21 protein-coding genes are annotated in these 24,254 nt (G+C 72.9%); 8 read left to right on the top strand and 13 right to left on the bottom strand.

All coding sequences use genetic code 11. The features are described from left to right. Window positions 1-25: 25 nt before the first annotated feature. Genes Ate02nite_RS19225 through Ate02nite_RS19210 form a run of 4 tightly spaced genes read right to left on the bottom strand, consistent with a single transcriptional unit; the run spans window position 26 to window position 3,168 of the window. Window positions 26-697 carry an endonuclease/exonuclease/phosphatase family protein gene (locus Ate02nite_RS19225; protein ID WP_203807401.1) on the bottom strand — a complete coding sequence of 224 codons (672 nt, stop codon included), beginning with the start codon at window positions 695-697 and terminating at the stop codon, window positions 26-28. Between the two features lie 2 nt (window positions 698-699). After that, window positions 700-1,650, bottom strand: coding sequence for an ROK family glucokinase (locus Ate02nite_RS19220; RefSeq protein ID WP_203807400.1), 951 nt, complete (start codon window positions 1,648-1,650; stop codon window positions 700-702). Between the two features lie 22 nt (window positions 1,651-1,672). Then, window positions 1,673-2,701, bottom strand: coding sequence for a hypothetical protein (locus Ate02nite_RS49995; protein WP_203807399.1), 1,029 nt, complete (start codon window positions 2,699-2,701; stop codon window positions 1,673-1,675). A 14-nt stretch (window positions 2,702-2,715) separates the two neighbouring features. After that, on the bottom strand, window positions 2,716-3,168 hold the full coding sequence (locus tag Ate02nite_RS19210) for an SRPBCC family protein (protein WP_203807398.1): 453 nt from the start codon (window positions 3,166-3,168) through the stop codon (window positions 2,716-2,718). Between the two features lie 81 nt (window positions 3,169-3,249). Between Ate02nite_RS19210 and Ate02nite_RS19205 the strand changes: the two genes are divergently transcribed. Both Ate02nite_RS19205 and Ate02nite_RS19200 read left to right on the top strand, forming a co-directional pair. Next, window positions 3,250-4,938 (top strand): GAF domain-containing sensor histidine kinase, encoded by a 1,689-nt coding sequence (locus Ate02nite_RS19205; protein WP_203807396.1) that lies wholly within the window; start codon window positions 3,250-3,252, stop codon window positions 4,936-4,938. 7 nt (window positions 4,939-4,945) lie between these two features. Next, window positions 4,946-5,614: a response regulator transcription factor gene (locus Ate02nite_RS19200; RefSeq protein WP_020512124.1), complete on the top strand. Its 669-nt coding sequence runs from the start codon at window positions 4,946-4,948 to the stop codon at window positions 5,612-5,614. On the opposite strand, the gene Ate02nite_RS19195 is transcribed toward Ate02nite_RS19200, so the two are convergent. Together Ate02nite_RS19195 and Ate02nite_RS19190 are read right to left on the bottom strand one after the other, a co-directional pair. Then, a complete protein-coding gene (locus Ate02nite_RS19195) occupies window positions 5,611-6,021 on the bottom strand; it encodes a DUF4395 domain-containing protein (protein WP_203807394.1) in 411 nt (136 codons plus the stop codon). The two genes, Ate02nite_RS19200 and Ate02nite_RS19195, sit on opposite strands and share 4 nt — an antisense overlap. 54 nt (window positions 6,022-6,075) lie before the next feature. Further along, complete coding sequence (locus Ate02nite_RS19190; protein ID WP_203807392.1) at window positions 6,076-6,582, bottom strand: MarR family winged helix-turn-helix transcriptional regulator; 507 nt, start codon at window positions 6,580-6,582, stop codon at window positions 6,076-6,078. Window positions 6,583-6,636: 54 nt separating this feature from the next. Here Ate02nite_RS19190 and Ate02nite_RS19185 point away from each other — a divergent pair, with 54 nt between their 5' ends. Beyond that, entirely contained in the window at window positions 6,637-7,857 is a 1,221-nt protein-coding gene (locus tag Ate02nite_RS19185) for an MFS transporter (RefSeq protein WP_203807389.1), read from the top strand. On the opposite strand, the gene Ate02nite_RS48825 is transcribed toward Ate02nite_RS19185, so the two are convergent. The 6 genes from Ate02nite_RS48825 to Ate02nite_RS19155 form a co-directional block, all read right to left on the bottom strand. After that, entirely contained in the window at window positions 7,854-8,519 is a 666-nt protein-coding gene (locus Ate02nite_RS48825; RefSeq protein ID WP_239147518.1) for a TlpA family protein disulfide reductase, read from the bottom strand. The genes Ate02nite_RS19185 and Ate02nite_RS48825 overlap by 4 nt on opposite strands. Window positions 8,520-8,567: 48 nt before the next feature. Continuing rightward, complete coding sequence (locus Ate02nite_RS19175) at window positions 8,568-10,571, bottom strand: ABC transporter ATP-binding protein (protein ID WP_203807387.1); 2,004 nt, start codon at window positions 10,569-10,571, stop codon at window positions 8,568-8,570. A 163-nt stretch (window positions 10,572-10,734) separates the two neighbouring features. Then, complete coding sequence (locus tag Ate02nite_RS19170; protein ID WP_203807385.1) at window positions 10,735-11,874, bottom strand: glycosyltransferase family 4 protein; 1,140 nt, start codon at window positions 11,872-11,874, stop codon at window positions 10,735-10,737. Beyond that, a complete protein-coding gene (locus Ate02nite_RS19165; protein ID WP_203807383.1) occupies window positions 11,874-13,130 on the bottom strand; it encodes a M48 family metallopeptidase in 1,257 nt (418 codons plus the stop codon). The genes Ate02nite_RS19170 and Ate02nite_RS19165 overlap by 1 nt, the downstream gene beginning before the upstream one ends. Window positions 13,131-13,149: 19 nt before the next feature. Then, window positions 13,150-13,371, bottom strand: coding sequence for a hypothetical protein (locus Ate02nite_RS19160; RefSeq protein ID WP_203807381.1), 222 nt, complete (start codon window positions 13,369-13,371; stop codon window positions 13,150-13,152). 71 nt (window positions 13,372-13,442) lie between these two features. Further along, window positions 13,443-14,816: an NYN domain-containing protein gene (locus tag Ate02nite_RS19155; protein ID WP_203807379.1), complete on the bottom strand. Its 1,374-nt coding sequence runs from the start codon at window positions 14,814-14,816 to the stop codon at window positions 13,443-13,445. 104 nt (window positions 14,817-14,920) lie between these two features. On the opposite strand from Ate02nite_RS19155, the gene Ate02nite_RS19150 reads away from it, so the two are divergent. The 5 genes from Ate02nite_RS19150 (at window position 14,921) to Ate02nite_RS19130 (ending at window position 20,296) form a co-directional block, all read left to right on the top strand. Further along, entirely contained in the window at window positions 14,921-16,705 is a 1,785-nt protein-coding gene (locus tag Ate02nite_RS19150) for a DEDD exonuclease domain-containing protein (RefSeq protein ID WP_203807377.1), read from the top strand. 108 nt (window positions 16,706-16,813) lie between these two features. Next, a complete protein-coding gene (locus Ate02nite_RS19145) occupies window positions 16,814-18,613 on the top strand; it encodes a RelA/SpoT family protein (protein ID WP_203807375.1) in 1,800 nt (599 codons plus the stop codon). Window positions 18,614-18,707: 94 nt separating this feature from the next. Then, a complete protein-coding gene (locus tag Ate02nite_RS19140) occupies window positions 18,708-19,145 on the top strand; it encodes an NUDIX domain-containing protein (RefSeq protein ID WP_203807693.1) in 438 nt (145 codons plus the stop codon). After that, window positions 19,142-19,963, top strand: coding sequence for a nucleotidyltransferase family protein (locus Ate02nite_RS19135; RefSeq protein ID WP_203807373.1), 822 nt, complete (start codon window positions 19,142-19,144; stop codon window positions 19,961-19,963). The genes Ate02nite_RS19140 and Ate02nite_RS19135 overlap by 4 nt, the downstream gene beginning before the upstream one ends. A gap of 45 nt (window positions 19,964-20,008) precedes the next feature. Further along, window positions 20,009-20,296, top strand: coding sequence for an Lrp/AsnC family transcriptional regulator (locus Ate02nite_RS19130; protein WP_133872359.1), 288 nt, complete (start codon window positions 20,009-20,011; stop codon window positions 20,294-20,296). Between the two features lie 42 nt (window positions 20,297-20,338). On the opposite strand, the gene Ate02nite_RS19125 is transcribed toward Ate02nite_RS19130, so the two are convergent. After that, complete coding sequence (locus Ate02nite_RS19125) at window positions 20,339-24,160, bottom strand: NACHT domain-containing protein (RefSeq protein ID WP_203807371.1); 3,822 nt, start codon at window positions 24,158-24,160, stop codon at window positions 20,339-20,341. Between the last annotated feature and the right edge of the window lie 94 nt (window positions 24,161-24,254).

Here is a 24,254-nt window from a genome sequence, read left to right as displayed (position 1 = left end):
GCGGCGATACTGCCAGATACCTGGGCTACTCGGAAGGGAGCGAAAGATCCGCGAGAACAGGAAGATGATCACTGGCCTTTCGGGCCAGGTCGGACTCCACCACCTCGTACCGGTCGATGGTGATGTCCGGGGTCACGAACAAGCCGTCGATGAGCCGGGCGGGCAGCGTCGCGGGGTAGGTGAACGAGCCCGCCGACGAGGAGACCAGGCCGTCCTCGACCGTGCGCCAGGCGCCGCCGCCCGGGCCCTCGTTCAGGTCGGCGGCCGCGATCACCGGGCCCTCGATCTTGTCGAGGGCCTCCTTCCAGAGCGCCGCCTGGGCGGGCCGCTCGGCCGGGTCGGTGGCCAGGTGCGAACCGGACACGGTGAACCCGCCGCCGCGCACCGAACCACGCAGGAACGCGGCTCCCCGCAGGTGCCGGCCCGGGGTCAGTGGGTACCGCATGCACCAGGCCTCGTGCACCCGGACCCGCAGGCTGACCAGCAGCAGGTTGCCTAGCGCCGGCAGGCCGCCGGCGCCGACCACCATGCCGGTGTCGTTGGCCAGCGCGGCGCACTTGTGCCGCCACAGGAACCGCCGGGGCGCCTCCTGCACCACCAACACGTCCGGCGCCAGGTCGCGGACCAGGGCGATCAGGGCCGCCCGGTCGTCACGCAGCCCGTGCACGTTGTAGCTGAGAACCCGCAGCGACGGCATGGTCAGGCCCGCCGGGCCAGGTCGGCCGCGCCGACCACCCCGGCCGTGTTGCCGGTCTCGGCCGCCACCACGTCGGCGACCGGGAACCGGCCGCGCTGCTTGAGCTGGTCGCGGTAGGTGTTCTGGGTCGGCGTCATGAGCAGCTCACCGGCGTCGACCACGCCGCCGCCGACCACCAGGATCTCCGGGTCGAGGCTCTGCGCCAGGTCGGCCATCGCCACCCCGAGCCAGTAGCCGATCTGCGTGAACGCGTCCCGGGCCACCCCGTCGCCGGCGTGCGCCGCCTCGGTGATCTGCCGCCCGGTGATCGCCAGCGGGTCGCCGCCGGCCAGGGCCAGCAGCTTCGCCGCCCGCTCCGGCTCCTGCCGGGCGCCGGCCCGGGCGAACCGGACCAGGGCGTTGCCGCTCGCGTACTGCTCCAGGCAGCCCAGCCGGCCACAGCCGCAGGGATGGCCGTCGGGAACCGACTGGATGTGCCCGAGCTCGCCGGCGATGCCGTTGGCGCCGCGCCACAGCTTGCCGTCCAGCACGATGCCACCGCCGATCCCGGTCCCCACGGTGATCATCACCATCGAGTCGTCCGCGTGCCGGGCCACCCCGAACCGGAACTCGGCCCAGGCCGCCACGTTGGCGTCGTTCTCCAGCACGGTGGGCAGGCCGACCGCCTTGGCGACGTAGTCCCGCAGCGGTTCGTCCCGCCAGGCCAGGTTGGGCGCGAACAGCACGGTGGAGGCGGCCGCGTCGATCCAGGCGGCGGCGCCGATGCCGATCGCGGTGGCCTCGGGATATTGAGCGGCCAGCTCGGCGGCCACCTCGACGATCGTGTCCCGGGTGCCGGCCGGGTCCTCGGCGGGCGTGTCGCGGCGGTTGGACGCCAGCACCGTGCCGTGCTCGTCGACCACCCCGCCGGCCACCTTGGTGCCGCCGACGTCGACTCCGATGGTCAGCGTCACGCTGTCTCCTTCTGCTACCCGCTTACTGTGCGCCGTCGCCGGGGGCTGCGTCGCCCGCCGCGCCGTCGCGCTCACCGGGCGCCACAGCGCCCGGAACATCATGATCCACCGTCGTGGGTCGCGCCACGCCGCCAACACCCGCATCAGCGGTGGCCGCGGCCCACACATCAAACCTTTGAGGGGTACGGGCGGAGCGCCCCGCCCCAGCATTCGTGTCCCCAGTCTCGGCCTTCGGCGTCCCAGTCCCGGCATTCCGGGCAGCGGCCGCCTCGCCGGCCCGGGACCCGGGCGACCCGGCCGCTTCCGCGTTGGCCGCCGCCACCTCCGCCTTGGCTGCCTCGGCCAGCGCCGCGGCTTCCGCTACCCGGCGGGCCGCCTCCGCCGCCGCCTCACGAGCTTCCTTTGCCGCCTTGCGCCGGGCCGCGTCCGCAGCTCGGCGAGCGCGCAGGCGCTCAGCCTCTGCTTCGGCCGCGCTCGCCGCCGAAGCGGCCGCCCACGGGTCGCCCGCGAAGCGGGGATCGTCGCGGCCGGGTGCTTCGCTCTCGCCTGGCGCGGCGTCGTCGCCGGGCACGGCGCTATCCCCAGGCGCGGTCGTGCGGGTCGCGAACGACCAGGCCTCGTCGGGGTCGGGCGCGGGTGGCGCCGGGCGCGCGGGTGCGGGCTTCGGGCGGTCGCCGGCCAGCGACGAGAGCGCCCGCATCATGCTGGCGACCCCGGAGGCCAGGTCGCCGGCGCCCATGGCCAGCCGGACGGCCGCCTCCGGGCTCGGGTCGCGCACCGCGGCGATCGCCCGGCAGACCGGGCAGACGCAGCACTCGGCGCTGCCGGTCGACCAGCTGTGCGACTTGTCGCCCTGGTCGTTGCTCCCGGCCAGGCGGCCGACCAGCCCGCTGACCGAGTCGGCGAGGGCACCCAGACCGGCGGTGACCGCGTCCCGCGTACCCGAGGAATCGCCCGAAGCCCGGGCCGCGGCACCCAGGCCGCCGCTCGCGGCCATCGCGATCATCGTCGCGACCAGGCGCTCGGCCTCTTCTCGTGCGGACGCCGTCATCCCGAACCTCCCGCTCAGCTCGCCGGCAGGCTCTCGACACGGCGTTTGAGCTGCTTCAGCGCCGTGTCCATGATCATCTTTTCGGCCTTGCGCCGGAACATCCCGAGCATGCCGATGGAGAGCTCCACCTCAAGGGTGTAGGTCACCGTGGTGGTGCCGTCACCGTTATCGGCGAGGTCGTAGGAACCTTCCTGCGACTTCTGCGTCTTCGACGGCTCGATCAGATGCCACTCGATCCGGGTCAGATCGTCGGCATATGCGTATTCCAGGGTGTAGTCGTCGGCCATCACGCCGGCGTCGATCACCCACCGGACCTGGGCCGCGTAACCGTCTTCGTACTCCTGAAGGACCTCGATCTGCTTCAGCGCGTCGACCCACTCCGGGTAGCGCGGGAAATCGCAGATCACCGCGGCCACGCGGTCGACGGGCGCATGAACCTGGATCGACTGCGTCGAGGTGTCCGCCATGAACGGAGGCTACCTCTTCGGTCCGACAATCCCGACGACCGGGCCAAGCCGTTCCGGCCCGGTACGACTACCATCCGTCAGGTGCCGGTGCTAGCCAGTGTCTCCGCGCGCGTCCAGCCGCTCGCGGTGGCCGCGCGCATCGTCATGCTCGCTCTGGTCGCGGCATTGACGCTGATCGCCACCCAGGACCCGGCGCAGTTGCGCTGGATCGCCCTGCTGGTGGTCGCCGCCCTGCCCGCGTTCCTCGCACCCGACCACCGCCTGTTCGGCCCGCTGGGCCGGTTCGCCGAGGTCGCCGTCACCGGGCTGGCGGCCGGCTCGATCGCCGCCGCCGCCGACGCGACCGGCACTGTGGACGCCGGGTTCGGCGCCGAGGCGGTGCTTCCCTACCTGGCCGTTCCGCTGCTCACCGCGGCCCTGCGCCGGCGCCCGACCGAGGGCGCCGCGCTGCTCGGGGTGGCCGCCGTGGCACTGGTCGCCGGCGGCACGCTGACCGGCGACGACAGCCCGATCACCCAGCCGGGCTTCCTCGCGGCCGGTGGGCAATGGCTGGTTCTCGGCGCGATCGTGACGTTCGCGGCCGATACAATGCGACAACTGATGCAACCCGCCGAACCCACCCCCCAGCCGTACGCGGAAGCCACCCGCCTGCTCACGCAGCTGCGGAGCGTGGCTCGCTCGCTGCCGGGCGCCACTCTGGACCCGGGCGGCATCTCCGAGCACCTGCTCGAGGAGCTGCGCCTGGTCGCCCCGGGTGATCGCGCCGCGGTGCTGTCGACGAGCGGCGGTGGCCGGCTCGTGGTGCTCGCCCAGACCGGCGCCGAGCGGGTCGACTGGGAGACGACGCTCGACGCCGACTCGGCCATCGCCGACGCGTGGGCCACCCAGCAGCCGCAGACCGCCAGCCGTTCGCAGGCCCGCTCGCACCGCCGCGGCGAGGTCTCCTCGCTGGTCGTTCCGCTGGTCGCCGGGGTCCGCACGATCGGCCTGGTGATCCTCGAGGCCGACGTGAGCAGCGCCTACCCGTCGTCGGTCGTCTTCGACGTCACCGGGGTGACCGAGCCGGCCGCGATCCGGCTCGAGGCCGCGCTGCTCTTCGACGACGTGCGGTCGCTGGCCACCAATGAGGAGCGTCAGCGACTCGCCCGGGAGATCCACGACGGCGTCGCGCAGGAACTCGTGATGGTCGGCTACGGCATCGACAACGCCCAGGCCACCCTGCCGGAAGGCGCCGAGGAGACCGCCGAGGAGTTGCGCTCGCTGCGCAACGAGGTCACCCGGGTCATCACCGAGCTGCGGCTGAGCCTGTTCGAGCTGCGCTCCGAGGTGGACCGCAACGGCGGCCTGGCCGCCGCGATCGCCGAGTACGCACGGACTCTGGGCACCTCGGCCGGTCTGCGCGTGCACTTCACCTTCGACGAATCGACGGCGCGGCTGCCCGCCGCGACCGAGGCGGAACTGCTCCGGATCGCCCAGGAGGCGATCACCAACGCGCGCAAACACGCTGGAGCATCTAATCTGTGGGTTACCTGTACGGTGGACCCGCCGTACGCGGAGATCGAGGTCTCTGACGACGGTAAAGGCTTCGCTGACGACCGCCCGGACGGTCGTTACGGTCTGACCATCATGGCCGAGCGGGCGGAACGGATCCGGGGCCGATTGAAAATCACGCCGCGACACCCCAGCGGGACAACCGTGGCCGTAGTGCTCGGATCCTCGGGGCGGCGCGATAGCGTGCGGGATAGCGTTTCCGCTCCAGAAGGGGAGTAACCCGAGCATGTCGACCAGTCCTGCGCCGACCACGCGCACCAAGGTCCTCCTTGTCGACGATCACGATCTGATTCGTAAGGGGCTGCGACACGCATTCGAGCGCGACCGTCAGTTCGAGGTCGTCGGCGAGGCTGCCACGGCCGCCGAGGCGGTCCGCCAGGCCGGTGCCCTGCAGCCGGACGTTGTGATCATGGACTTGCGCCTGCCCGACGGCAGCGGTCTCGAGGCCACCAAGGCCCTGCGGAAGAACAACGCCAACATGGGCATCGTCGTACTGACGATGTACGCGGGCGACGACCAGCTGTTCGGTGCGCTCGAGGCCGGCGCCAGCGCGTTCGTGCCGAAGACCGCCCCGGCCGACGAGGTCGTGGCCGCGGCCCGGCACGCCGCCTCGGCACCGAGCGCGTTCACCGCCGCCGACCTGGCCGAGGCCATGAAGCGCCGGCTCGCCCCGTCCGGACCGCAGCTGTCGCCGCGCGAGGGCCAGGTGCTGCGCCTGCTGGCCGACGGCATGAGCGTGGCCGGCATCGCCAAGCAGCTGTTCGTCTCGGAGTCGACGGCCAAGACGCACATCTCGAAGCTGTACGAGAAGCTCGGCGCGGCCAACCGGGCCCAGGCCCTGATGACCGCGCTGCGACTGGGCCTCTTGGAAGCTCCGGACGCGCCGAAGTTCTAGGCCCGGACCGAGGCCCGCTTGATCAGCAGGTAGGCCTCGCAGCCCAGACAGAGCCCGAAGGCCGCGTTCAGGAATGCCGCAAGCAGCCCGAACGCGGCCGCCACCACGCCCAGCGTGGTCAGCCCGGTGAGATAGCCGATCGCGCTCACGGTCAGGAAGCCAAGGCCGACGGTCTGGGCGAACCGGACCGGAGCGGCGGGCTCCCGCTCGGCCGGCGGCCCGAGGCGCGGCAGGATCAGGGCACGGTAGACGTACCCGTAGGGGCCCTTGCGGGGATCGAGGGCCGTGATCGCGAAGACGACGGCCTGGGCCAGCGCGAGCCAGCCCGAGCCGGTCGCCAGCACCAGGATGATGACGGCGCTGGTCAATGCCGCGGCGAAGCGCTGCCCGCGGGGGTCGAGTTCCATGTCTCGAAGCCTCGCTGTTTTTCCTGGTGAGCGCGCGGTGAGCCTGATCACTACCTACTCGATAGACTTAGTCACCTTTCGCAGCAGGGCATTGAGCTGCACCAACTCGTCGTGCGACAGGGCTCCCAGCATCTGCCGGTCCCGGGCCATCCCCTCGAAGATGTGCTTGTTCCACGCCTCCCGCCCGGCCGCCGTCGGCCGCACCAGCACCCGCCGCCGGTCGGCCGGGTCGACCTGCCGGGTGACCAGGCCGGACGACTCCAGCCGGTCGAGCCGGCTGGTCATCGCGGCCCGGGTGAGATGGGTGGCGTCGGCCAGCTGAGCCGGGGTGGCCTCCATCGGGTGCGGCTGGACCATCAGCGCGTGCAGCGTCTTGTAGTCCTCCATGGTGAAGGCCTCGTTGCCGGCGAACGCGGCCGCGTCGGCCCGGCGGGCCCACTTGTGGATGTCGTTCATCCGCACCAGGGCGCCCTCGACCTCGGGCGCGAACCGCGGATCGTCCTTCCAGTACGCCGCCCACCGCGCCACATGCAGATCCACGCCGTCCCGCTCGTCAGTCACCAGCTCATTGTAATTCGATTGCTAATAGTTCGACGTCGAACTACTGTCTCGAACGTGCTCACCGACTTCCGCCTGCTCGCCGCGGGCCAGACCCTCTCCTGGATCGGCAACGGCTTCCAGACCGTCGCCCTGGCCGTCGCCGTCGTGTCGACCGGCGGCGGCGCCCGCGACCTCGGCCTCGTGATGGCCTGCTCGGTCGCCTTCACCCTGATCAGCTCGCTGTTCGGCGGCGTCTGGGCCGACCGGCTGCAGCCGCAGCGGGTGATGGTCCTCGCCGACCTGACCCGGCTGCTGGCGGCGGCCGCGATGGCCGTCATGTTCGCGGCCGGCGGCTATCACCTGGCCCTGCTGTGCGCCCTGGCCGCGGTGTCGTCGGGTGCCGGCAGCTTCTTCAACCCGGCGATGACCGCGCTGCGCCCGCTGATCATCCCGGCCGACCGCCGGCAGTCGGCCAACGCGACGCTGAGCATGCTGCAGACCGGCAGCTCGGTGGTCGGCCCGGCACTGGGCGGGCTCACCGTGGCCGGGTTCGGCGCGCCGGCCGGCTTCGGGGTCAACGCGGCCAGCTTCCTCGCCTCGATGGCCGCCTGCCTGCTGCTGCGCACCCGCACCGTGCGGGGCCCGAGGTCGTCGATGCTCAGCGAGCTGGGCGCCGGCTGGCGCGAGATCAGCAGCCGGGACTGGCTGCTCGGCGGTCTGCTCGGGGCCACGCTCTACCACGTCGCCAACGGCGTGATCCTGGTGCTGGTGCAGGTGACCGCGATCGAACGGCTCGGCGGCGCCCCCGCGGCCGGCTTCATCGCCGCCGCCGAGGGTCTTGGCGGCCTGATCGGCGCGGCGGTCGCGTTGCGCTTCAAGCCCCGCCGGTTGCTCCGGGCGGGCTGGCTGACGCTGCTGCTCATGCCGCTCTGGGCACTGGCGTACGTGTGGCCGGCCGAACTCGTCGCGGTGCTGCTCGGCGCGGTGATCGGCTGGGCCGGCCTGATCTTCTTCGACGTGGCCTGGGAGACCGCCCTGCAGGACCAGATCCCGCAGTCCGCGCTGGGCCGGGTGGCGTCCTGGGACTACCTGACGTCGTTCCTGGCCATGCCGATCGGAAACGCGCTGGCCGGCCCGCTGTCGGCCCGCTTCGGCACCAGCCCGGTGCTGACCGTCTGCGCCGCCGTCCTGTTCCTGGCCGGCGCCTCCCAGCTGCTGATCCCCGGCTCGCGCAACCTGACCCGGGCGTCCGAGACCACGGCCGCCCCGGCCGATCTGGTGGAAACCGCGGTTTAGCCCGGCAGGAGGTCGGCCACGGCGGCGATCAGCTGGGGCTTGCTCGGGACGCCGGTGGCCCGCTTCACCACGTGGCCGCCGGCGTCCACGATCAGCAGGGTCGGGGTGCGCCAGATGTTCAACTCGCGCACCTCGGCCAGGTGGCTCTCGGCGTCGACCTCCACGTGCTGGACCCCGGGCAGCAGCTCGGCCACCTCGGAGCTGACCCGCCGCACCGCCCGGCACGGCGCGCAGAACGCCGACGAGAACTGCAACAGCGTCACCGGCGACGGCCCCACCCCGAGCCGGTCGAGCAGGCCCGGATCGAGGTTCTCCCCCTCGGCACTCGCGTCCGGCTCGACCACGCCCGGTTCCTCGCGGGTGTCCAGCACGAGACCCGACTCCCCCGGTGGCGCCGGCCTCGGGTGCACCCCGGCGCCGCCGTGCATCGCGGCCGCCGCGGCCCCGGTCGCGGCCCGGGCGGCCGTCGCGGCGTTGGCCGACGCCGACTTGCGGTCGGGCAGCTCCACGACCTCGAGGCCGGCTGCGGACAGCAGGGCAGCACGCTTGCGCTTGTCGTCGGCCTCGTCCCGGATCATGCCGTCGGTGCGGCGGTGCCACAGGCCGATCGTCGTGGCCACCACCAGCACGGCGACGATGACGGCGATACCCATCGCGTCCATGGCGCCAACTGTGGCACGCCCGGGTTGCGATCGTCGCTGCGATCCCACTCACGCCGACTGATAGGCGCTCGCCTGCAGGGTGAACAGCTGCGCGTAGATGCCCTTCGACGCCATCAGCTCCTGGTGGTCGCCCTGCTCGACCACCGCGCCGTGGTCGAGCACGTAGATCCGGTCGGCCTCCCGCACGCTGGCCATCCGGTGCGTGATCAACACGACCGTCCGGCCCGCCGCCAGCTCCCGAAGCCGCTGGTAGACGTCGTGCTCGGCCCGCGCGTCCAGGTTCGCGGTGGGTTCGTCGCAGATCAGCAGCGGCGCGTCCCGGTAGAAGGCGCGGCTCACCGCCAGCCGCTGCCACTGCCCGCCGGACAGGTCGGCGCCGTCGGTGAAGTGCCGGGACAGAAGCGTCTCGTACTGCCGGGTCAGCTCCATCACGAACTCGTGGGCGTCACCGGCCCGGGCCGCCGCGTGCACGAGTGTGGTCTCCACGGCGCGGTCGTAGCGGCCGATGGTGATGTTGTCGCGGGCCGAGAGCGGCCAGCGGGTCGGTTCCTGCATCACCACGGCGACCCGTTCGCGCACCGTGTCCGGGTCGAGGCCGGACACATCCCGGCCGTCCCAGGTGACGGCACCGTGCTGGGGGCGGTACAGGCCGGCCAGCAGCGCGGCCAGGGTCGACTTGCCGGAGCCGTTCTCGCCGACCAGGGCGATGATCTGACCGCGGCGGAGGGTGAGGCTCACGTCGCGTACCGCCGGGCGCTCGGCATCCGGGTAGCTGAAGGTGACCCGGTCGAGCTTGATCTCCCGGAAGCCGTCCGGGGCGACGCCGTCGGGCGTGGGTTCCGCGCGCTGCCGGGACAGCTCGCAGAAACCCTGGAAGTCGTTGAAGTACAGCCCCTGCTCGAACACCCGGTTGGCGGTGAACGCCAGCTCCCGGAGCTTCCCGATACCCATGTTGATCGCGTACGCCGCGGCGCCACCGGCGGCGAGCTCCATCCGTCCCGTCCACAGCAGCCACAGCAGCACCGCGTAAGTGACCCCGGTGGCGACCGCGCTGAGCACCGTGCCGACCAGGGTGGTGCGCACCATCCGCCCGGCCACCCGGATCTCCTCGTTGGTGGAGATCGCCAGCAACCGGCGCACCTCGCCGAGCAGGAACTCGCGCAGCGTGAAGGCTCGCAGCTCCGGAGCCGGCTCGCGGGCCGCGAGAAGCTCGGCCAGCATCCGCTGCCGCCGCCAGACCGCGATGAGCCGCAGCAGCCGCCGGTGCCCGAGCCGCGCCGACCGGACCGCTGCCCACGCCACCGGCACCACCGACAACACCAGCAGCGGCAGCAACACCGGGTGCAGCACGGCCAGGACCCCGGCCGCCGCGACCAGCCCGATCGTGTTGGTGGCGAGCTCGATGGCCCGGTCGACAAGCTGCTCGGCGGCCGAGATGCCCCGGTCGCGGGCCCGCTCCATGGCGTCCCGCCAGTCCGGGTCGTCGAACGTGGTCAGGTCGACCCGGGTGGTGAGGTTCAGCAGCCGCATCTCGGCGGCCTGGAAGACCTGGGGAGACAGCCGGCCGTTGGCCGCCGCGGCGGCCGAGGTGAGCGCGCCCCGCACGGCCAAGGCACAGATCAACAGCAACAGCGAGGGTACGGCGGCTCGCACCCGCTCGGGCGTCGGCCCGGTCTGCAGCAGCCCGTCGAACACCCCGACCACGCTGATCAGCCCGACCGCGCTGGCCACCCCACCCGCGACCTGCAGCCCGGCGACCGCCGCCGTGGTCCGCCGGTCCGCCTGCCAGGCGATCACCCAGGCGTCCCGCAGCAGCTTGGGCAGCCGCCGCATCATCCGCAAAAAGGAGGTATTGGCCGCCTCCTCAGTGCTGGTAAGCCAGTAGGGAAGCTCGAGTTCCCCATCATCAAGCTCCCGCTCGACGTCGTCTCGCGCAGCGTCCCGCCCCCGCCCCGGCTCAGCGACGGCAGGCGGCGGCTCAGCGCGGGTGGGTGGCGGCTCGGGGAGGTCGGGGTTCGCGGGGAGGTCGGTTTCGGAGTAGGCGTCCGGCATCGGAGGCTCCGTCTCGGGGATCCCTCAGCGCGAGCTCCGCGTCCGCGCTCGGGCACGCGCGACGCACGGGCAGCGCGCAACGCCGCGCGCCGGAAGCTCCAATCCCTTCCTACGCCGGGCGCCCCGCGCCCGTCCATCAGGTTCCGGACGCATCCGAATTCATTCACGCCGAGCGATCAAGCCCGTCGAGGAGGTTGGCCAGACGGGCGGCCTGGGCCTCCCAGCGCCACTCCTGCTCTACCCACGCTCGGCCGGCCGCGCCCATGGCCTTGGCCTTGGCCGGGTCGGACAGCAGGTCGGTCAGGCGGGACGTCAGGGCCGCGAGGTCCTGGCCGCCCACGACGTAGCCGGTCTCGCCCTCGCGGACCGCGTCGGGGGCGCCGCCCGAGTCGCCGCCGACCACCGGGAGGCCGGTGGCCGAGGCCTCCAGGTAGACGATGCCCAGGCCCTCGACGTCGAGGCCGGCCGCCCGGGTGCGGCAGGGCATCGCGTAGACGTCGCCGGCCGCGTAGTGCGCGGGCAGCTCGGCCCAGGGGACGGAACCGGTGAAGATCACGTCGGACTCGACGCCCTGCTCGCGGGCCAGGCGTTCCAGCTTGGGGCGGTAGGGACCACCGCTGACCAGCAGCAACGCCGCATCGGGGACCCGGCGGCGGATGGCCGGCAGGGCCCGGATCAACATGTCCTGGCCCTTGCGCGGGACCAGCCGGGAGACGCAGACGATCACCGGGCGGCCGGTCAGGCCGTGGCGCCGGCGGACCGCCGAGCCGTCGACGCCGGGGTGGAACGCCGCCACGTCGACGCCGGGCGCGAGCCGCTCGAGGTCGGTGAGGCCGTGCAGCGCCCGGTCGAGCCGCACCCGCTGGTAGTCGCCCAGGTAGGTGATCACGTCGTTGCCCCGGGCGATGCGGCGCAGCAGCTGCCGGGCGCCGGGCAGGGCGGCCCAGCCGATCTCGTGGCCGTGGGTGATGGCGACGGCCCGGGTGACCCCGGAGTTACGGCGCAGTCCGTCGGCGAGCAGGCCGAGCGGGGCGGCCGCGCCGAACAGCACCCGGTCGCAGTCGTGCGCGCGGGCCAGCTCGGCGGCCCGGCGCGTCACGGCGGGGGTCGGCAGCAGCACGCCGGTCGACTGGCGCACCACCTCGAAGGGCTGCTCGGCGTCGAACTTCTCGGCGCCCTTCCAGGTCGACGCGTAGACGACCACCGAGCCGGGCGGCTGCCGGACGGCCAGGTTGTGCACGAACTGCTGGATGCCGCCGGGGCGGGGCGGGAAGTCGTTGGTGATCAGCAGGGTGCGGGCCATCAGCGGTCACCCCGGGCGTAGGCGCGGGCCGCGGCCATCCGTTCCACCGTGGACGGGTGCGAGGCCGCGAACAAATATTCCCAGGTGGGCGGGTCGGGGTCGGACAGGTTGACGGTGCCGAGGCGGCGCTGCATGGCCTCGAACGTGGCCGGGTCGCCGGTCAGCACCAGGGCGTGCGCGTCGGCGCGGGCCTCGATGCGCCGGGACACGAACGCCTGCACCGGCCCGGACACCAGCCCGGCCACCGAGACGATCGCCAGCATCAGGCCGATGGCACGCGGTTCGCCGATCGAGCCGACCCCGGCCAGCCGCAGCAGGCCGGCCCACGACCCGAGCAGGTAGAGCGCGATCACCGCGGCGGCGGTGCCGAGCGCGCCCAGGATGGTGCCGACCAGCACGTCGTTGTCCTTGGCGTGGCCCAGCTCGTGGGCCACCACCGACACCACCTCGTCGGGGGTGGCCTCGGTGAGCATGGTGTCGTAGACGACGACCCGCCGGGTCGGGCCGAGGCCGGACACATAGGCGTTCAACGCGTTGGTCCGGCGGGACGCGTCGGCCACCAGGACGTCGCGCACGGGGACGCCGTCGCGGTCGGCGAGCGCGATCAACTCGGTGCGCAGCGGGCCGTCGGCCATCGGGGTGAACTTGTTGAACACCGGCTCGACCAGCACCGGCAGCACGAAGGACAGCAGCACGACCAGCCCGGCCGCGCCGACCGCCCCGAACGCCCACCACCAGCGCGGCGCGAAGTGGGTGACGGTGTAGAAGCCGAGCAGCGCCACCGCCCCGATCACCGCGCCGACCGCCCAGGACTTGAGCAGATCGGTCGTCCACGCGCCCCAGCTCTGGGTGGAGATGCCGTAGCGGACCACGACGGTGTGCCGCCACGCCGCGAACGGCAGCGTGACCACCTCACCGGCCAGCGTGACCAGCAGGCCGCCGAGGATGGCCTGGGCCACCCAGTTGCCGCCGAACGGGCGGCCGGCCTGACCGACCAGCCAGGCACCGACCGGGGTGAGCCCGAGCACCAGCGCGACGATCAGGCCGATCCCCATCGCGCCGTAGGACCCGGGGCGCAGCGCGGAGTGGAACTCGCGGGCCCGGGCCACCTGCTCGCCGGGCAGCTGGGCGAGGGCGGCGAGCTGGTCGGCCCGGGGCGCCGGCGGCCGGTGCCACGGGATGGTCACGGCGGCATAGCCGGCGATCAACACGAGCAGCACGACGAGCGTGCCGGCGGCCCAGGCGCGTGGCGTCATCGGGACATCCTAGGCAAGATCACGCTACGTGCCGGCGGCGCGTGAACATGGGCACCACGACCGGCGGTTCCGGCGTCTCCAGCAACTCCACGTCGAAGCCGGCCAGCTCGAACGCCTCGATCGCCCGCAGCTCGGCGGGCATCAGGTCGGCAATGCCGTCGGGGGTGTCGATCAGCGCGCTGACCAGGCAACCCCGGCACTCGCCGGACCGGCCGGCGCAGCGACCGCAGTCGATGATCATCACTCCTCCTCACCCGGGTGGCGGGACCACCATCGGTGACCGTCACGCTAGGCGAGGGGTACGACAAAAAATTACGACCGGGCGAGCCGCCGTAACAGCGAGTCGGCGCCCATCGGGTAGGCGCCGTGCCGGCGCACCCCGTCGGCGACCTCCCGGTCGGACGAGATGACCACGATCGGCCGGCCGGCCGGCTCGGCCCGGACCAGCTGCCGGATCAGCTCGTCGGCGGTATCGCCCTTGCGGGAGAACAGCACCCGGACGCCACGCGGCGCGGGCGGCAGCCCGTGCACCCGCTCGGCGCCGTCGAAGACCACGGTGACCTCGTCGCCGGTCTGCGCCGCGATGCCGCCCAGCCCGGTGATCAGGCGTTTGCGCTGCTGCTCGAGGGACATCTCGGCGAAGCCGCGCTTGGTCACGTTGTAACCGTCGACGACCAGGTGCGCCCGGGGCAGGGCGAGCAGCTGATCGAGGCGGCCCGGGTCGTCGGTGTCCTGGGCGCGGGCCCGGGACCGCTCGGGCGTGCCCGGCCGCTCGGCGGCGGCGTCGGCCACGAAATCGGCCGGCATCTTCTCGGACGGGCCCAGGGCCAGCTCCCGGCGCAGCCCGGAGGCGGCCTGCCCGATGGTCTCGATCAGCAGCCAGAGGCGGGTGTCGTCGGCGGCCCGCGCGTCCTTGGCGGCCTGTTTGCCGGTGGCGGCCGTCGATTCCGCCTCGGCCAGGCGGGTCTTCAGACGGCGTACCTCGGCATCGTGATCGGCGGTGATGCGCGACGCGCGGCCCTTCTCGGTGGCCAGCAGGTCGCTCGCGCGTTTCTGCCCGGCCTGCGCCTCGCGCAGGGCGCGGGCGGTCGACCGCGCCTCCTCGCGAATCTGGCCCAGTTCCTCGCGGACCCGGGCCAGCTCGTCACGGAGCTTGTCGGCCTCCACCTTGGCGACCGCCCGGTCGTGCTCGGCGCGGGCGGCCCGGTGCTCGGCGTCGCGGATCTGGCCCGCCGCGGCGGCGCTGTCGGCCTCGGCCCGGACCGCGTCACCGGCCCCCTCGACCAGCTCCCGCCAGCCGTCCGGGCGGACCAGGTAGGCCAGGGCCGCGACCTCGACCGGGTCGGCGGCGGCCGGGGCCACCCCGGCGGCGACCGCGGCGCCCAGGTCGCCGGTGTCGATGACCACCCGGCTGCTGATCCGCTGGCGGAAGAGCGGGTCGGCGGTCAGCTGCGCGGCGATCTCCCGGCCACCGAGCCGAGCCCGGCGGTTCGGGGCGAATCGGGCGACCTTCCGCATCGGGATCGGCACCTCGTCGCCCGGCAGCGCGGGCAGGGCCGCGGCCGCGAGGGTGACGATCCGCTGCCGGACCGCTTCCGGGAGGCTGGGTTCGGGGAGCTCAACGTCCGCATCCTGGGCAGCCGCCTCTTCGAGAAGGCGATCGCCGGGAGACGCGGGCTCGTACATCTACCCATTCTCACACCGTGGGCAGCAGAAAAGCTTGTCGAAGCAAGTGATCTTTTCCGGGCGCCGGGACGTTTCTGTCGTACCCCCGCTCTAATCTCCCCGCCGTGGCACAACCCGCATATGTCCAGGGCACTCTGGACACGCTTCTCACCGATCCGGCGGCACTCTCCCTGGTCGACACGACCTTCGTGGTGCTCGACCTGGAGACGACCGGCGGCGCGGCCGACGGCGCCGGCATCACCGAGATCGGCGCGGTCAAGGTGCGCGGCGGCGAGGAGCTCGGCGTCTTCGCGACCCTGGTCAACCCGGGCGAGCACATCCCGGCGTTCATCACCGTCCTGACCGGCATCACCGACGCCATGCTGGCCCCGGCCCCGCCGATCGAGACGGTGCTGCCCAGCCTGCTCGAGTTCCTGCGCGGCGCGGTGCTGGTGGCGCACAACGCGCCCTACGACGTCGGCTTCCTGAAAGCGGCCTGTGCCCGGCACGGCTATCCGTGGCCCAACCCCAAGGTGCTCGACACCGCCGCCGTGGCCCGCCGCGCCCTGACCCGCGACGAGGTGCCCAACCGCAAGCTGTCCACCCTCGCCCAGTTCTTCCGCTCGGCGGTCCAGCCCAGCCACCGCGCCCTCGACGACGCCCGCGCCACCGTCGACGTGCTGCACGGCCTGATCGAGCGGCTGGGCAGCTTCAAGGTGCACTCGCTGGGTGACGCCATCGAGTTCGCCAAGGCGGTCACCCCCACCCAGCGCCGCCAGCGGCATCTGGCCGACGGCCTGCCGCACGCCCCCGGGGTCTACGTGTTCCGGGCCGCCGACGACCGCCCGCTCTACGTCGGCACCTCGAAAGACATCGCCACCCGGGTGCGCAGCTACTTCACCGCCAGCGAGAAACGGGCCCGCATCTCCGAGATGCTCGGTGCCGCGACCCGGGTCGAGGCGGTCGAGTGCGCCCACTCGCTCGAGGCCGAGGTGCGGGAGCTGCGGATGATCGCGGCCCACGCGCCGCCCTACAACCGGCGGTCGAAATATCCGGATCGGGTGGTCTGGCTCAAGCTGACCACCGAGGTCTGGCCCCGGCTGTCGGTGGTCCGCAAGCTGGTCGACGACGGCGCCGCCTACCTGGGCCCGTTCTCCTCGCGGCGCACCGCCGAGCTGGCCGCCGCCGGCGTCTACGACGCGTTGCCGCTGCGGCAGTGCAACCACACCCTGAGCGTGCGCACCCCGATGCCCGCCTGCGCCCTGGCCGAGCTGGGCCGCTGCCCGGCTCCGTGCGAACACCGGATCACCCCGGAGGTCTACGCGGCCACCGCCGCCCTGCCGTTCCGCACCGCGATCCACGGCGACCCGGAGATCGTGGTGGCCGCCCTGATGGGCCGCATCGAGGCGATGAGCGAGGGCCGGCGATACGAGGAGGCCGCGGTCCTGCGGTCCCGGCTGATCGCCCTGCTCCGGGCCACCGTCCGGATGCAGCGGCTGACCGCGCTGACCCGGCTGACCGAGATGGTCGCCGCCCGCCGGGACGACATCGGCGGCTGGGAGATCATCGTGGTCCGGCACGGCCGGCTCGCCGCGGCCGCCACCTCGCCACCCCGGGCACACCCCCGGCCGACCCTCGACGCGGTCCGGATGACCGCCGAGACGGTCCTACCCGGACCGGGTCCGGTGCCCGCCGCGTCCGCCGAGGAGACCGAGCGAATCCTGGCCTGGCTGGAGAAGCCCGACACCCGCTTGGTGGAAACTTCCGGCGACTGGGTGTCACCGGTTCGTGGCGCCGCGCGGTTCACTCACCTGCTCAACCGGGCAGAAGCCGCAGCATCGGGCAAAGACTCGGCCGTTCGCTCATCGGTAACTGACCGTTCGGATGACGCTCGCTCGCTTAGGCTGTAAGGCAAGTGGAATCACCCGGCACGGTTAGGGTGGCTTCACGGCGATTTGCCAGGCGGATCGCTCCAGGCGCGAGAGATGCCGGGCGACCGAGCGGTGAGGGGGTGTCCAGTGGACGTCGACGCCGGCCACGGCGCCGCCCTTGGACGCGCCCTCCCTACGCAAGCGCCCGCCTCGAAGGACATTCCACTCGGCAAGCGGCTCCGGTCGTTCCTGAGCTTCCCGGGCGGCGATGACGACCCGGTGGCCAAGCTCACCAAGACCCACCGCGGCATCCATCCCTCCGCCGATGCGGGTGTCCTGCGCCGCAGCTACGCGATCGCGGAAAACATGCACCGCGGCCAGATGCGCAAGTCCGGTGATCCCTACATCACCCATCCGCTCGCGGTCGCGCAGATCTGCGCCGAGCTCGGCATGGACACCACCACCCTGGTCGCGGCCCTGCTGCACGACACGGTGGAGGACACCAGCTACACGCTCGAGGCGCTGCACAGCGACTTCGGCCCCGAGGTGACCCACCTGGTCGACGGCGTGACCAAGTTCGACAAGGCGTTCTACGGCAAGGCGGCCGAGGCCGAGACCATCCGCAAGATGATCGTCGCGGCCGGCAAGGACGTCCGGGTCCTGGTCATCAAGCTGGCCGACCGGCTGCACAACATGCGCACCCTGGACGCCCGCTCCCCGGCGAGCCGGGCCCGCATCGCCACCGCGACCCTCGACGTGCTGGTCCCGCTCTGCGACCGGCTCGGCATCCAGGCCCTCAAGCGCGACCTCGACGACGTGGTGCTCTACCACCTCGAGCCCGACTCCTACGCGCGCATCGACGACCACGTGCAGAACCGCCCCGGCTGGCAGGAATACCTCGCCGAGGTGAGCACCAAGGCCCGGTCGGCCCTGCGCCGCCAGCGGGTGACGGCCGAGGTCACGGTCCGGCCCCGGCACTACTACTCGATCTGGAAGGACACGGTCGCGGGCGGTCACGCCGTCCCGTTCGACCTGCCCCGGATCGCGGTGATCGTCGACGGCCCGGCCACCGACTGTTACGCCGCGCTCGGCGCGATCCACGGCCAGTGGCGCCCGGTGGCCGGCCGCTTCAAGGACTTCATCGCGTCGCCCAAGAACAACCTCTACCGGTCGCTGCACACGACCGTGACCGGCCCCGACGGCCGCCTGGTCGAGGTGCTGATCCGCACCGAGCAGATGCACCGCTTCTCCGAGTTCGGGGTGGCGACGACCTACCGCTACCCGAAGAGCGCCGAGACCGCCGACCCGTCCGGTGCCGACCAGCTCTCCTGGCTCAAGCGGGTGCTCGACTGGCAGCAGGACACCACCGACGCCGCCCAGTTCCTCGCCTCGCTGCGCTGCGACCTGGCCGAGGCGCAGATCACGGTCTTCGCCCACGGGCAGGCGTTCGAGCTGCCCAGCGGCTCCACCCCGGTCGACCTGGCCTACGAGTTGAGCCCCGACACCGGCGACCAGTGCCTGGCCGCGACGATCAACGGCCGGCTAGCCCCGCTCAGCTCGCCGCTGCGCGACGGCGACGTGGTCGAGATCTTCGCCGAAAATGAGGGCCAGGCCGAGGTCGAGCCCAACACCCCGCGCGGACCGCGCCGGGAGTGGCTCGGCTTCGTCAAGTCCAGCCAGGCCCAGATGCAGATCAATCGTTACTTCGACGAGAAGAACGAGCCCGGCATGAGCATCGCCGACAAGGTGAAGCTGGGCCGGGCGACGATCGGGCTGACCCTGCGCAAGCACGACCGCGGCCTGGCCAGCGAGGTGCCGCTGCGCCGGCTGGCCGAGGAGCTGGGCTACCCCGACCTGGAAACGATGCTGGTCGCGGTGTGTGAGCGCAACCTCGAACCAGACGCAGTCGTCGAGCAGCTCATCGCCCTGGTCGACCACCCCGACTGAGTTCACAGCGGGCCCCGCTAGCCTTGCCTACGTGAGTTTCCCTCGGCGAGTGCGCGGCTTGGCGTACACCACGTTCTATCGCTTGCCGGGGTCGATGCGCCGCCGGGTGGCGCGCATGGTCGCGCCGAAGTTCCTGGTGGGCGCGGTGACCATCCTGCACGACTCGGAGGCGACCGGCGCGGCCCGGCTGTTGCTGCTGCGCCAGCCGTCGCACCACGGCTGGGGTCTGCCGGCCGGCCTGCTCAAGAAAAACGAGCACCCGCACGTCGGTGCGGCCCGCGAGCTGTTCGAGGAGACCGGCGTCCGGGTGCATCCCGACAAGATGACCGCCGGCACTCCGAATGCGATCGTCCACGTCGTCGGCGTGGTCGACACGATCTTCTTCGCCGAGGTCCCGGCGTCCGAGACGCCCCTGGTGGTCGACGGCGCCGAGGTCCTGGAAGCGGCCTGGTTCGCGGTCGACGACCTGCCGCACCTGACGGTCAACACCGCCCTGCTGCTCGGCCGGTTCGGGATCGGCCCGCGAGCATGATCTGCGGCTTCATCCTCGCGGCCGGCGAGGGGCAGCGCCTGCGCCCGCTTACCGAGTTGATCCCCAAGGCCCTCTGCCCGGTGGGCAACGTCCCGCTGCTCGACCGGGCCCTGGCCCGGCTGGCCGGCCTGGGCCTGACCGAGGTCGCGGTCAACGCCGCCTACCTGAGCGAGCAGATCGTCCGGCACGTCGGCGACCGGGCCCACCTCTCGGTGGAACCGGACGGCCCGCTCGGCACCTCGGGCGGCGTCGAACGCCTCAAGCCCTGGATCGACGGCCGCGGCGTACTGGTCGGCAACGCCGACGCCTACCTGGCCGATCCCGCTCGCGAGCCCGGCAAGGACATCGCCGCCCTGCTCGACGGCTGGTCCGGCGACACCGTCCGGATGCTGACCAAGCCCTGCCGCGACGGCGAGAGCGGCGGTTTCTCCGGCCTGCGTTTCGCCGGCTTCTCGCTGATCCCGTGGCGTTACGTCCGCGACCTGCCGGCCGGCGACGGCAGCCTGGTCCGCACGGTCTGGCGCCCGGCGGAAGCGGCCGGCGAGCTGGAGCTGGTCCCCTACGAGGGCCTCTACATCGACACCGGCACGCCCGCCGACTACCTGAGAGCCAATCTCCACGCCGCGAACGGCGGCAGCCTCATCGACCCCTCGGCCCACATCGACGGACCGGTCCACGAGTCCGTGATCGGCCCGCGGGCACACATCCGCGGCCGGGTCACCCGCAGCGTCGTCCTGGCGGACGCCGAGGTCGCCGAAACCGAGGCTCTCACCGACGTGATCCGCGGGCCCGGCGGCTTGACGATGCCGGGCCGATAGCATGGTCACCAGCCCATCCCGCTCTCACCGTCGAGGAGCCTCCAGGTGAACACCGCGATCGTGCACATCGACTGCGCCACCGACTCGATCCCCGAGGTCGCCGAGGCGCTGGCGGCCCTCGACGGCGTCAGCGAGGTCTACTCGGTGGCCGGCAACGTCGACCTGATCGCGATCGTCCGGGTCGCGAAATTCGACGACATCGCCGAGGTCATCGCCGGCAAGATCTCCAAGACCCCCGGCGTCCTCAACACCGAGTCGCACATCGCTTTCCGCGCCTATTCCAAGCACGACCTCGAGGACGCCTTCGCCATCGGCCTCCCCGACGCCGACTGACAAAACCTCCGGAAAGTACGCGGCGGGAAAAGTCCCGGCCGCTCAGTCCCGCGCCGTCGTGGTCACCCTCCGCGCGCCCGCGGCGGGCGGGCCCGGTTCAAGATCAAGACCCAGCAGCTGGACCAGTCGATGGGCGGCGGCATGCCCGGCCGGCGAGCTCAGCGTGACGATCGCCTCGTCGCGCCGGCCCTGTTCGATAAGTAGTTCCGCCGTGCCGAGCACCGGCACGGCGCGCCCCGGCGACGGGCTCAGCCGGTCCTCGAGGACACCGAGCTCGCCCCGCAGGATCGCCAGCAACAGGCCACTGACCTGGTCATCGACGTCCGCGCCGGGCCGGATCACCTCGACCGCCTCGGCCAACCGGCCACCCAGGGCGAGCAGCAGCGCCCGGCTTCCCGGCGAGTCGGCCGACCGAATCTCCGCGGACTCCGCCGCGATCCGGTCGAGCAGCACGGCCAGGCGGCGACCGGCGAGCCACCCACCGGTCTCGGCCTCGGCCCGCAGGTCGGCGAGGTAGCCCCCGTTACGCACGGCCAGGTCGGCAAACAGCGCTCCGCCCCCGCCCTCCCGGCGATGGGCGAGGAACCGGACTGCCTCCTCCACCTGGCCACCTCGGGCCAGCACGGCCACATAACCGGCGGCCGCCTGGAGGTCACCGCGGGCGGCGAGGCCGGCCAGCTCACCGGTCCGGCCGGCCGCCGCCAGGATCTCGGCGCGCAGCCGGGCCCCCGCCGAGTGATCCCACATGGTCTGCCGGGCGAGCACCTCCAGGGCTTCGTCGAACTCCGCCCGCTCGGCCAGCCGCTCGGCCAGCATCAGGTCGACCGCCTCCGCTCCCCGATACCGCCGGAGGAGCTCGATCGCGCTGTCCCCGCCCGCGATCTCGGCAAGACACCGAACGGCAGCGAAGTCGTCACCCGACGTCCGACCCGACCGCCGCAACCGGGCGAGCAACCCGTCGGCCCCGGGCATCCCGGCAAGCAACCCGTCGGCCCCCGGCACTCCGGCAACCAGCCCGTCGGCCCCCGGCACTCCGGCAACCAGCCCGTCGACCGCCGGCGCCCGGTCGAGCAATCCGTCGGCTGCCGGCACCTCGGCCAGCCGGGCCGCGGCCCAGGTGGCCAGACTCTCGGCCGCGTCGGCTGGAGCACGATGCCGGCTGATGGGCGCATCGCCCTCACCCGCGCCCGGCGCGTTCTCCTCGTCGCGGGCGAGTCGGTCGAGTTCGGCGGCCCGCGCCCGGACCACGGCCTGCAGCCGCTCGGCATCGCCGAGACGGCGGGCGGTGATCAGCACCGCCAGCCCGTGCCGCGCCGAGAGCCAGTCGTCCGTCCGCAGCCGCTGCCGGACCACCTCGGCCACCTCGTCGAACTCGCCCTCGGCGGCCAGCACGTCGACCAGGTACCAGATCGCGGCCCGATCACCGGCCCGGGCCCGTTCCCGCACGGCGGCCCGGCCGTCGGCCGCCTCAAGCTGGGTTCGGCGCCGGGTGGCGGCCCCACTGGCGGCCTCGAGCTGGGTTCGCTGCCGAGCGGAGGCCCCACTGGCGGCCTCGAGCTGGGTTCGCTGCCGGGCGGCGGCCCCACCGGCGGCCTCGAGTTGGGTTCGGCGCCAGGCGGCGGCCCAGTCGCCGGACTCGGCCAGGCGTTCGTAGAGCGGCGCGGCCTCGTCGATCGCACCCGCGGCCAGGTGCAGCTCGGCCAGGCGCCAGGCGACGAGACGGTCCGGGGTGGAGTGTGCGCTCAGCACGTCGACGGCCTCGGCGGTGCGGTCCTGGTCGCAGAGCCAGTCGGCCAGGCGGTAGGCGGCCTCGGCGTCGCGGACGGCCAGCTGCCGGAGGCGGTCGATCTCACCGCGTTCGATCAGCAGGCCCGCGTGGTGCCAGCCGTGGGCGGTCTCCAGGATCAGCCGGTGCCGCATCCGCCGGGCTAGATGTTCGAGCAGGATGGCGTGCCGGAACTGCCACGCGTCGCCGGCTCGGCGCAGCACCCCACGACGGTGGGCGTTCGCCAGGAAGGCCCGCAGTCGCAGTGGCAACCGCCCGCGCATCGCCAGCCGGAGGTGGGTGGCACGGAACGCGATCCCGCCGATCCCGCCGGTGACCAGGGCCGCCGCGAGCCCGAAGACGGCGGCCGCGACCAGCCCGGTGCGGAGCGCCGCGGCCGGCGTGCCGGTCGGCCAGAACACGGCGGTGAACAGGACGAACGCCGCCGCGGCGTGGAGTGCGGCCGCGAGGATCGGGGAGCGCAACCGGGCCGGCGACTCGAGAGCCGGCAGGAACCCGTGCCGGTCGGACCCGGCCGGCGGCCGCGGCGCGCGGTGGGGCAGTAAAGCCAGGAGGATCCCGGCCCCGAGGCCGGTGAGCAGGCCCCGGCCGTGGTCCCCGATCAGGACGCTGACCAGGAAGCCGAACTGGTAGCCGTAGCCGATCCACAGTGCGGTCTCGACCCCGAACCGGTACCGGTGCCACCGCCGGGCCAGGCCGCATGCGCAGATCAGGCCGCCGGCCGCCGCGTGCAGGGCCAGCGCGCCGGTCAGCCCGCCGACCACGCCGAACATGATCAACCAGATCCAGGTGACCGGCACGATGAACACCGCCAGCGCGGCCAGGGCGCCGAGCCCGATCTGCGCCCGCACGGTCTCCCGGATGAACAGGCCCGGTTCGAGCCGGCCCCACCGCAGCGTGCGGCTCTGCGCCCGGTCGAGCTGGTAGGCCAGGGTGGACAGCCAGTGGTCGGCCCGGGTCACGTCCTCGCCCTCGAACGCGGCGGCCACGAAGCCGTCGAGCAGGCGTTCCCCGACGGCGGCCCGGGGCAGCCGGAGCAGTTCGCCGGGGTCGGTCCCGGGTTTCCGGTAGCCGACCGCCGCCATCGTCACCATCAGCGGCGACGCGAACGCACCGGCCAGTGGGGGCTCGTCCATCGCGTCGAAGACCGGCTGCCAGCGGTCCGGCTGCTGGGTGACACGGGACAGGTAGGACCGCACGTCCGCGGCCGCCAGCGGCTGGATCTCCACGACCGCGGCCCGGGGCAGGAACCATCCCGAGGCGGCGACGGCCCGGTCGTACTCGGCTCCGCGACAGGTGACCACCACCGGCCCGTCGTGACTCTGGATCTGCCGCAGGGCAAGCTCATGCCGGTCGCCGGGCAGTTCGTCGAGTCCGTCCAGGATGGGCAGCACCGCACCCCGCCGGACCAGCGGCCGGAACTGTTCCGGCACCTGGCTCACGGCGTACTCGAGCAGGCCCTGCTCCCCCGGATGCCAGCCGGCCGCCGGCATCGGGAGCGGGATGAGGTCGGGCGCGGGTGTCGCGCCGGAGCCGGCCAGTTCGCGGGCGAGCAGGGCGGCGCAGGCCGACTTGCCGGCGCCGGCGTCGCCGAGGATCACCAACTGCCGGTGCGGCAGCCGTAGAAGGGTCTCGGCCAGGGTGCCCTGATCGCCGGTCAGCGGCCGGTCGGCCCAGCTCAGTTCGGGCTCGGCCGGGAACACCGCGGCGCGCTGCCCAGCTCGGCCGGTGCTGATCGTCCACCGCAGACGGACCGGGGTCAGCAGCTCACGCCGCTGCTCCACCGCCTCGGCGCACCGAGCCCGCACATCCTCTACGAACTGCTGCCGCACCGGGTCCGGATCCGGGCCGGCCGGGTCGCCGACCAGGAATCGGCGAAGCGGGGGAATCAGGAACGTGGCGCCGAGGAAGGCGACCACCGCGACGCCGGCCAGCCAGCGAAGCGGATGCGCCGCGAACAGGGTCAGCGGCCAGACCTTCGTCGGCGTGCTCGATGCGAGGTTGACCAGGTAGGGCACCAGCAGCAGCGAGCAGATCGCGGTGGCCGCGGAGACGAGCAGCCACGCGATCCAGCGCACCCCTCGCCGACCGGAACCCCGCACACGTCAACTTAACCAGCACCGTCCAAACAGGTGAGTCCGTACGGGTGGGTCGCGGGCCCGCCCGGCGCGG

The organism is Paractinoplanes tereljensis (assembly GCF_016862435.1).
Classification (GTDB): domain Bacteria; phylum Actinomycetota; class Actinomycetes; order Mycobacteriales; family Micromonosporaceae; genus Actinoplanes; species Actinoplanes tereljensis.
The sequence above is the reverse complement of the archived record's forward strand: the minus strand, read 5'-3'. Positions and strand labels throughout refer to the sequence as shown.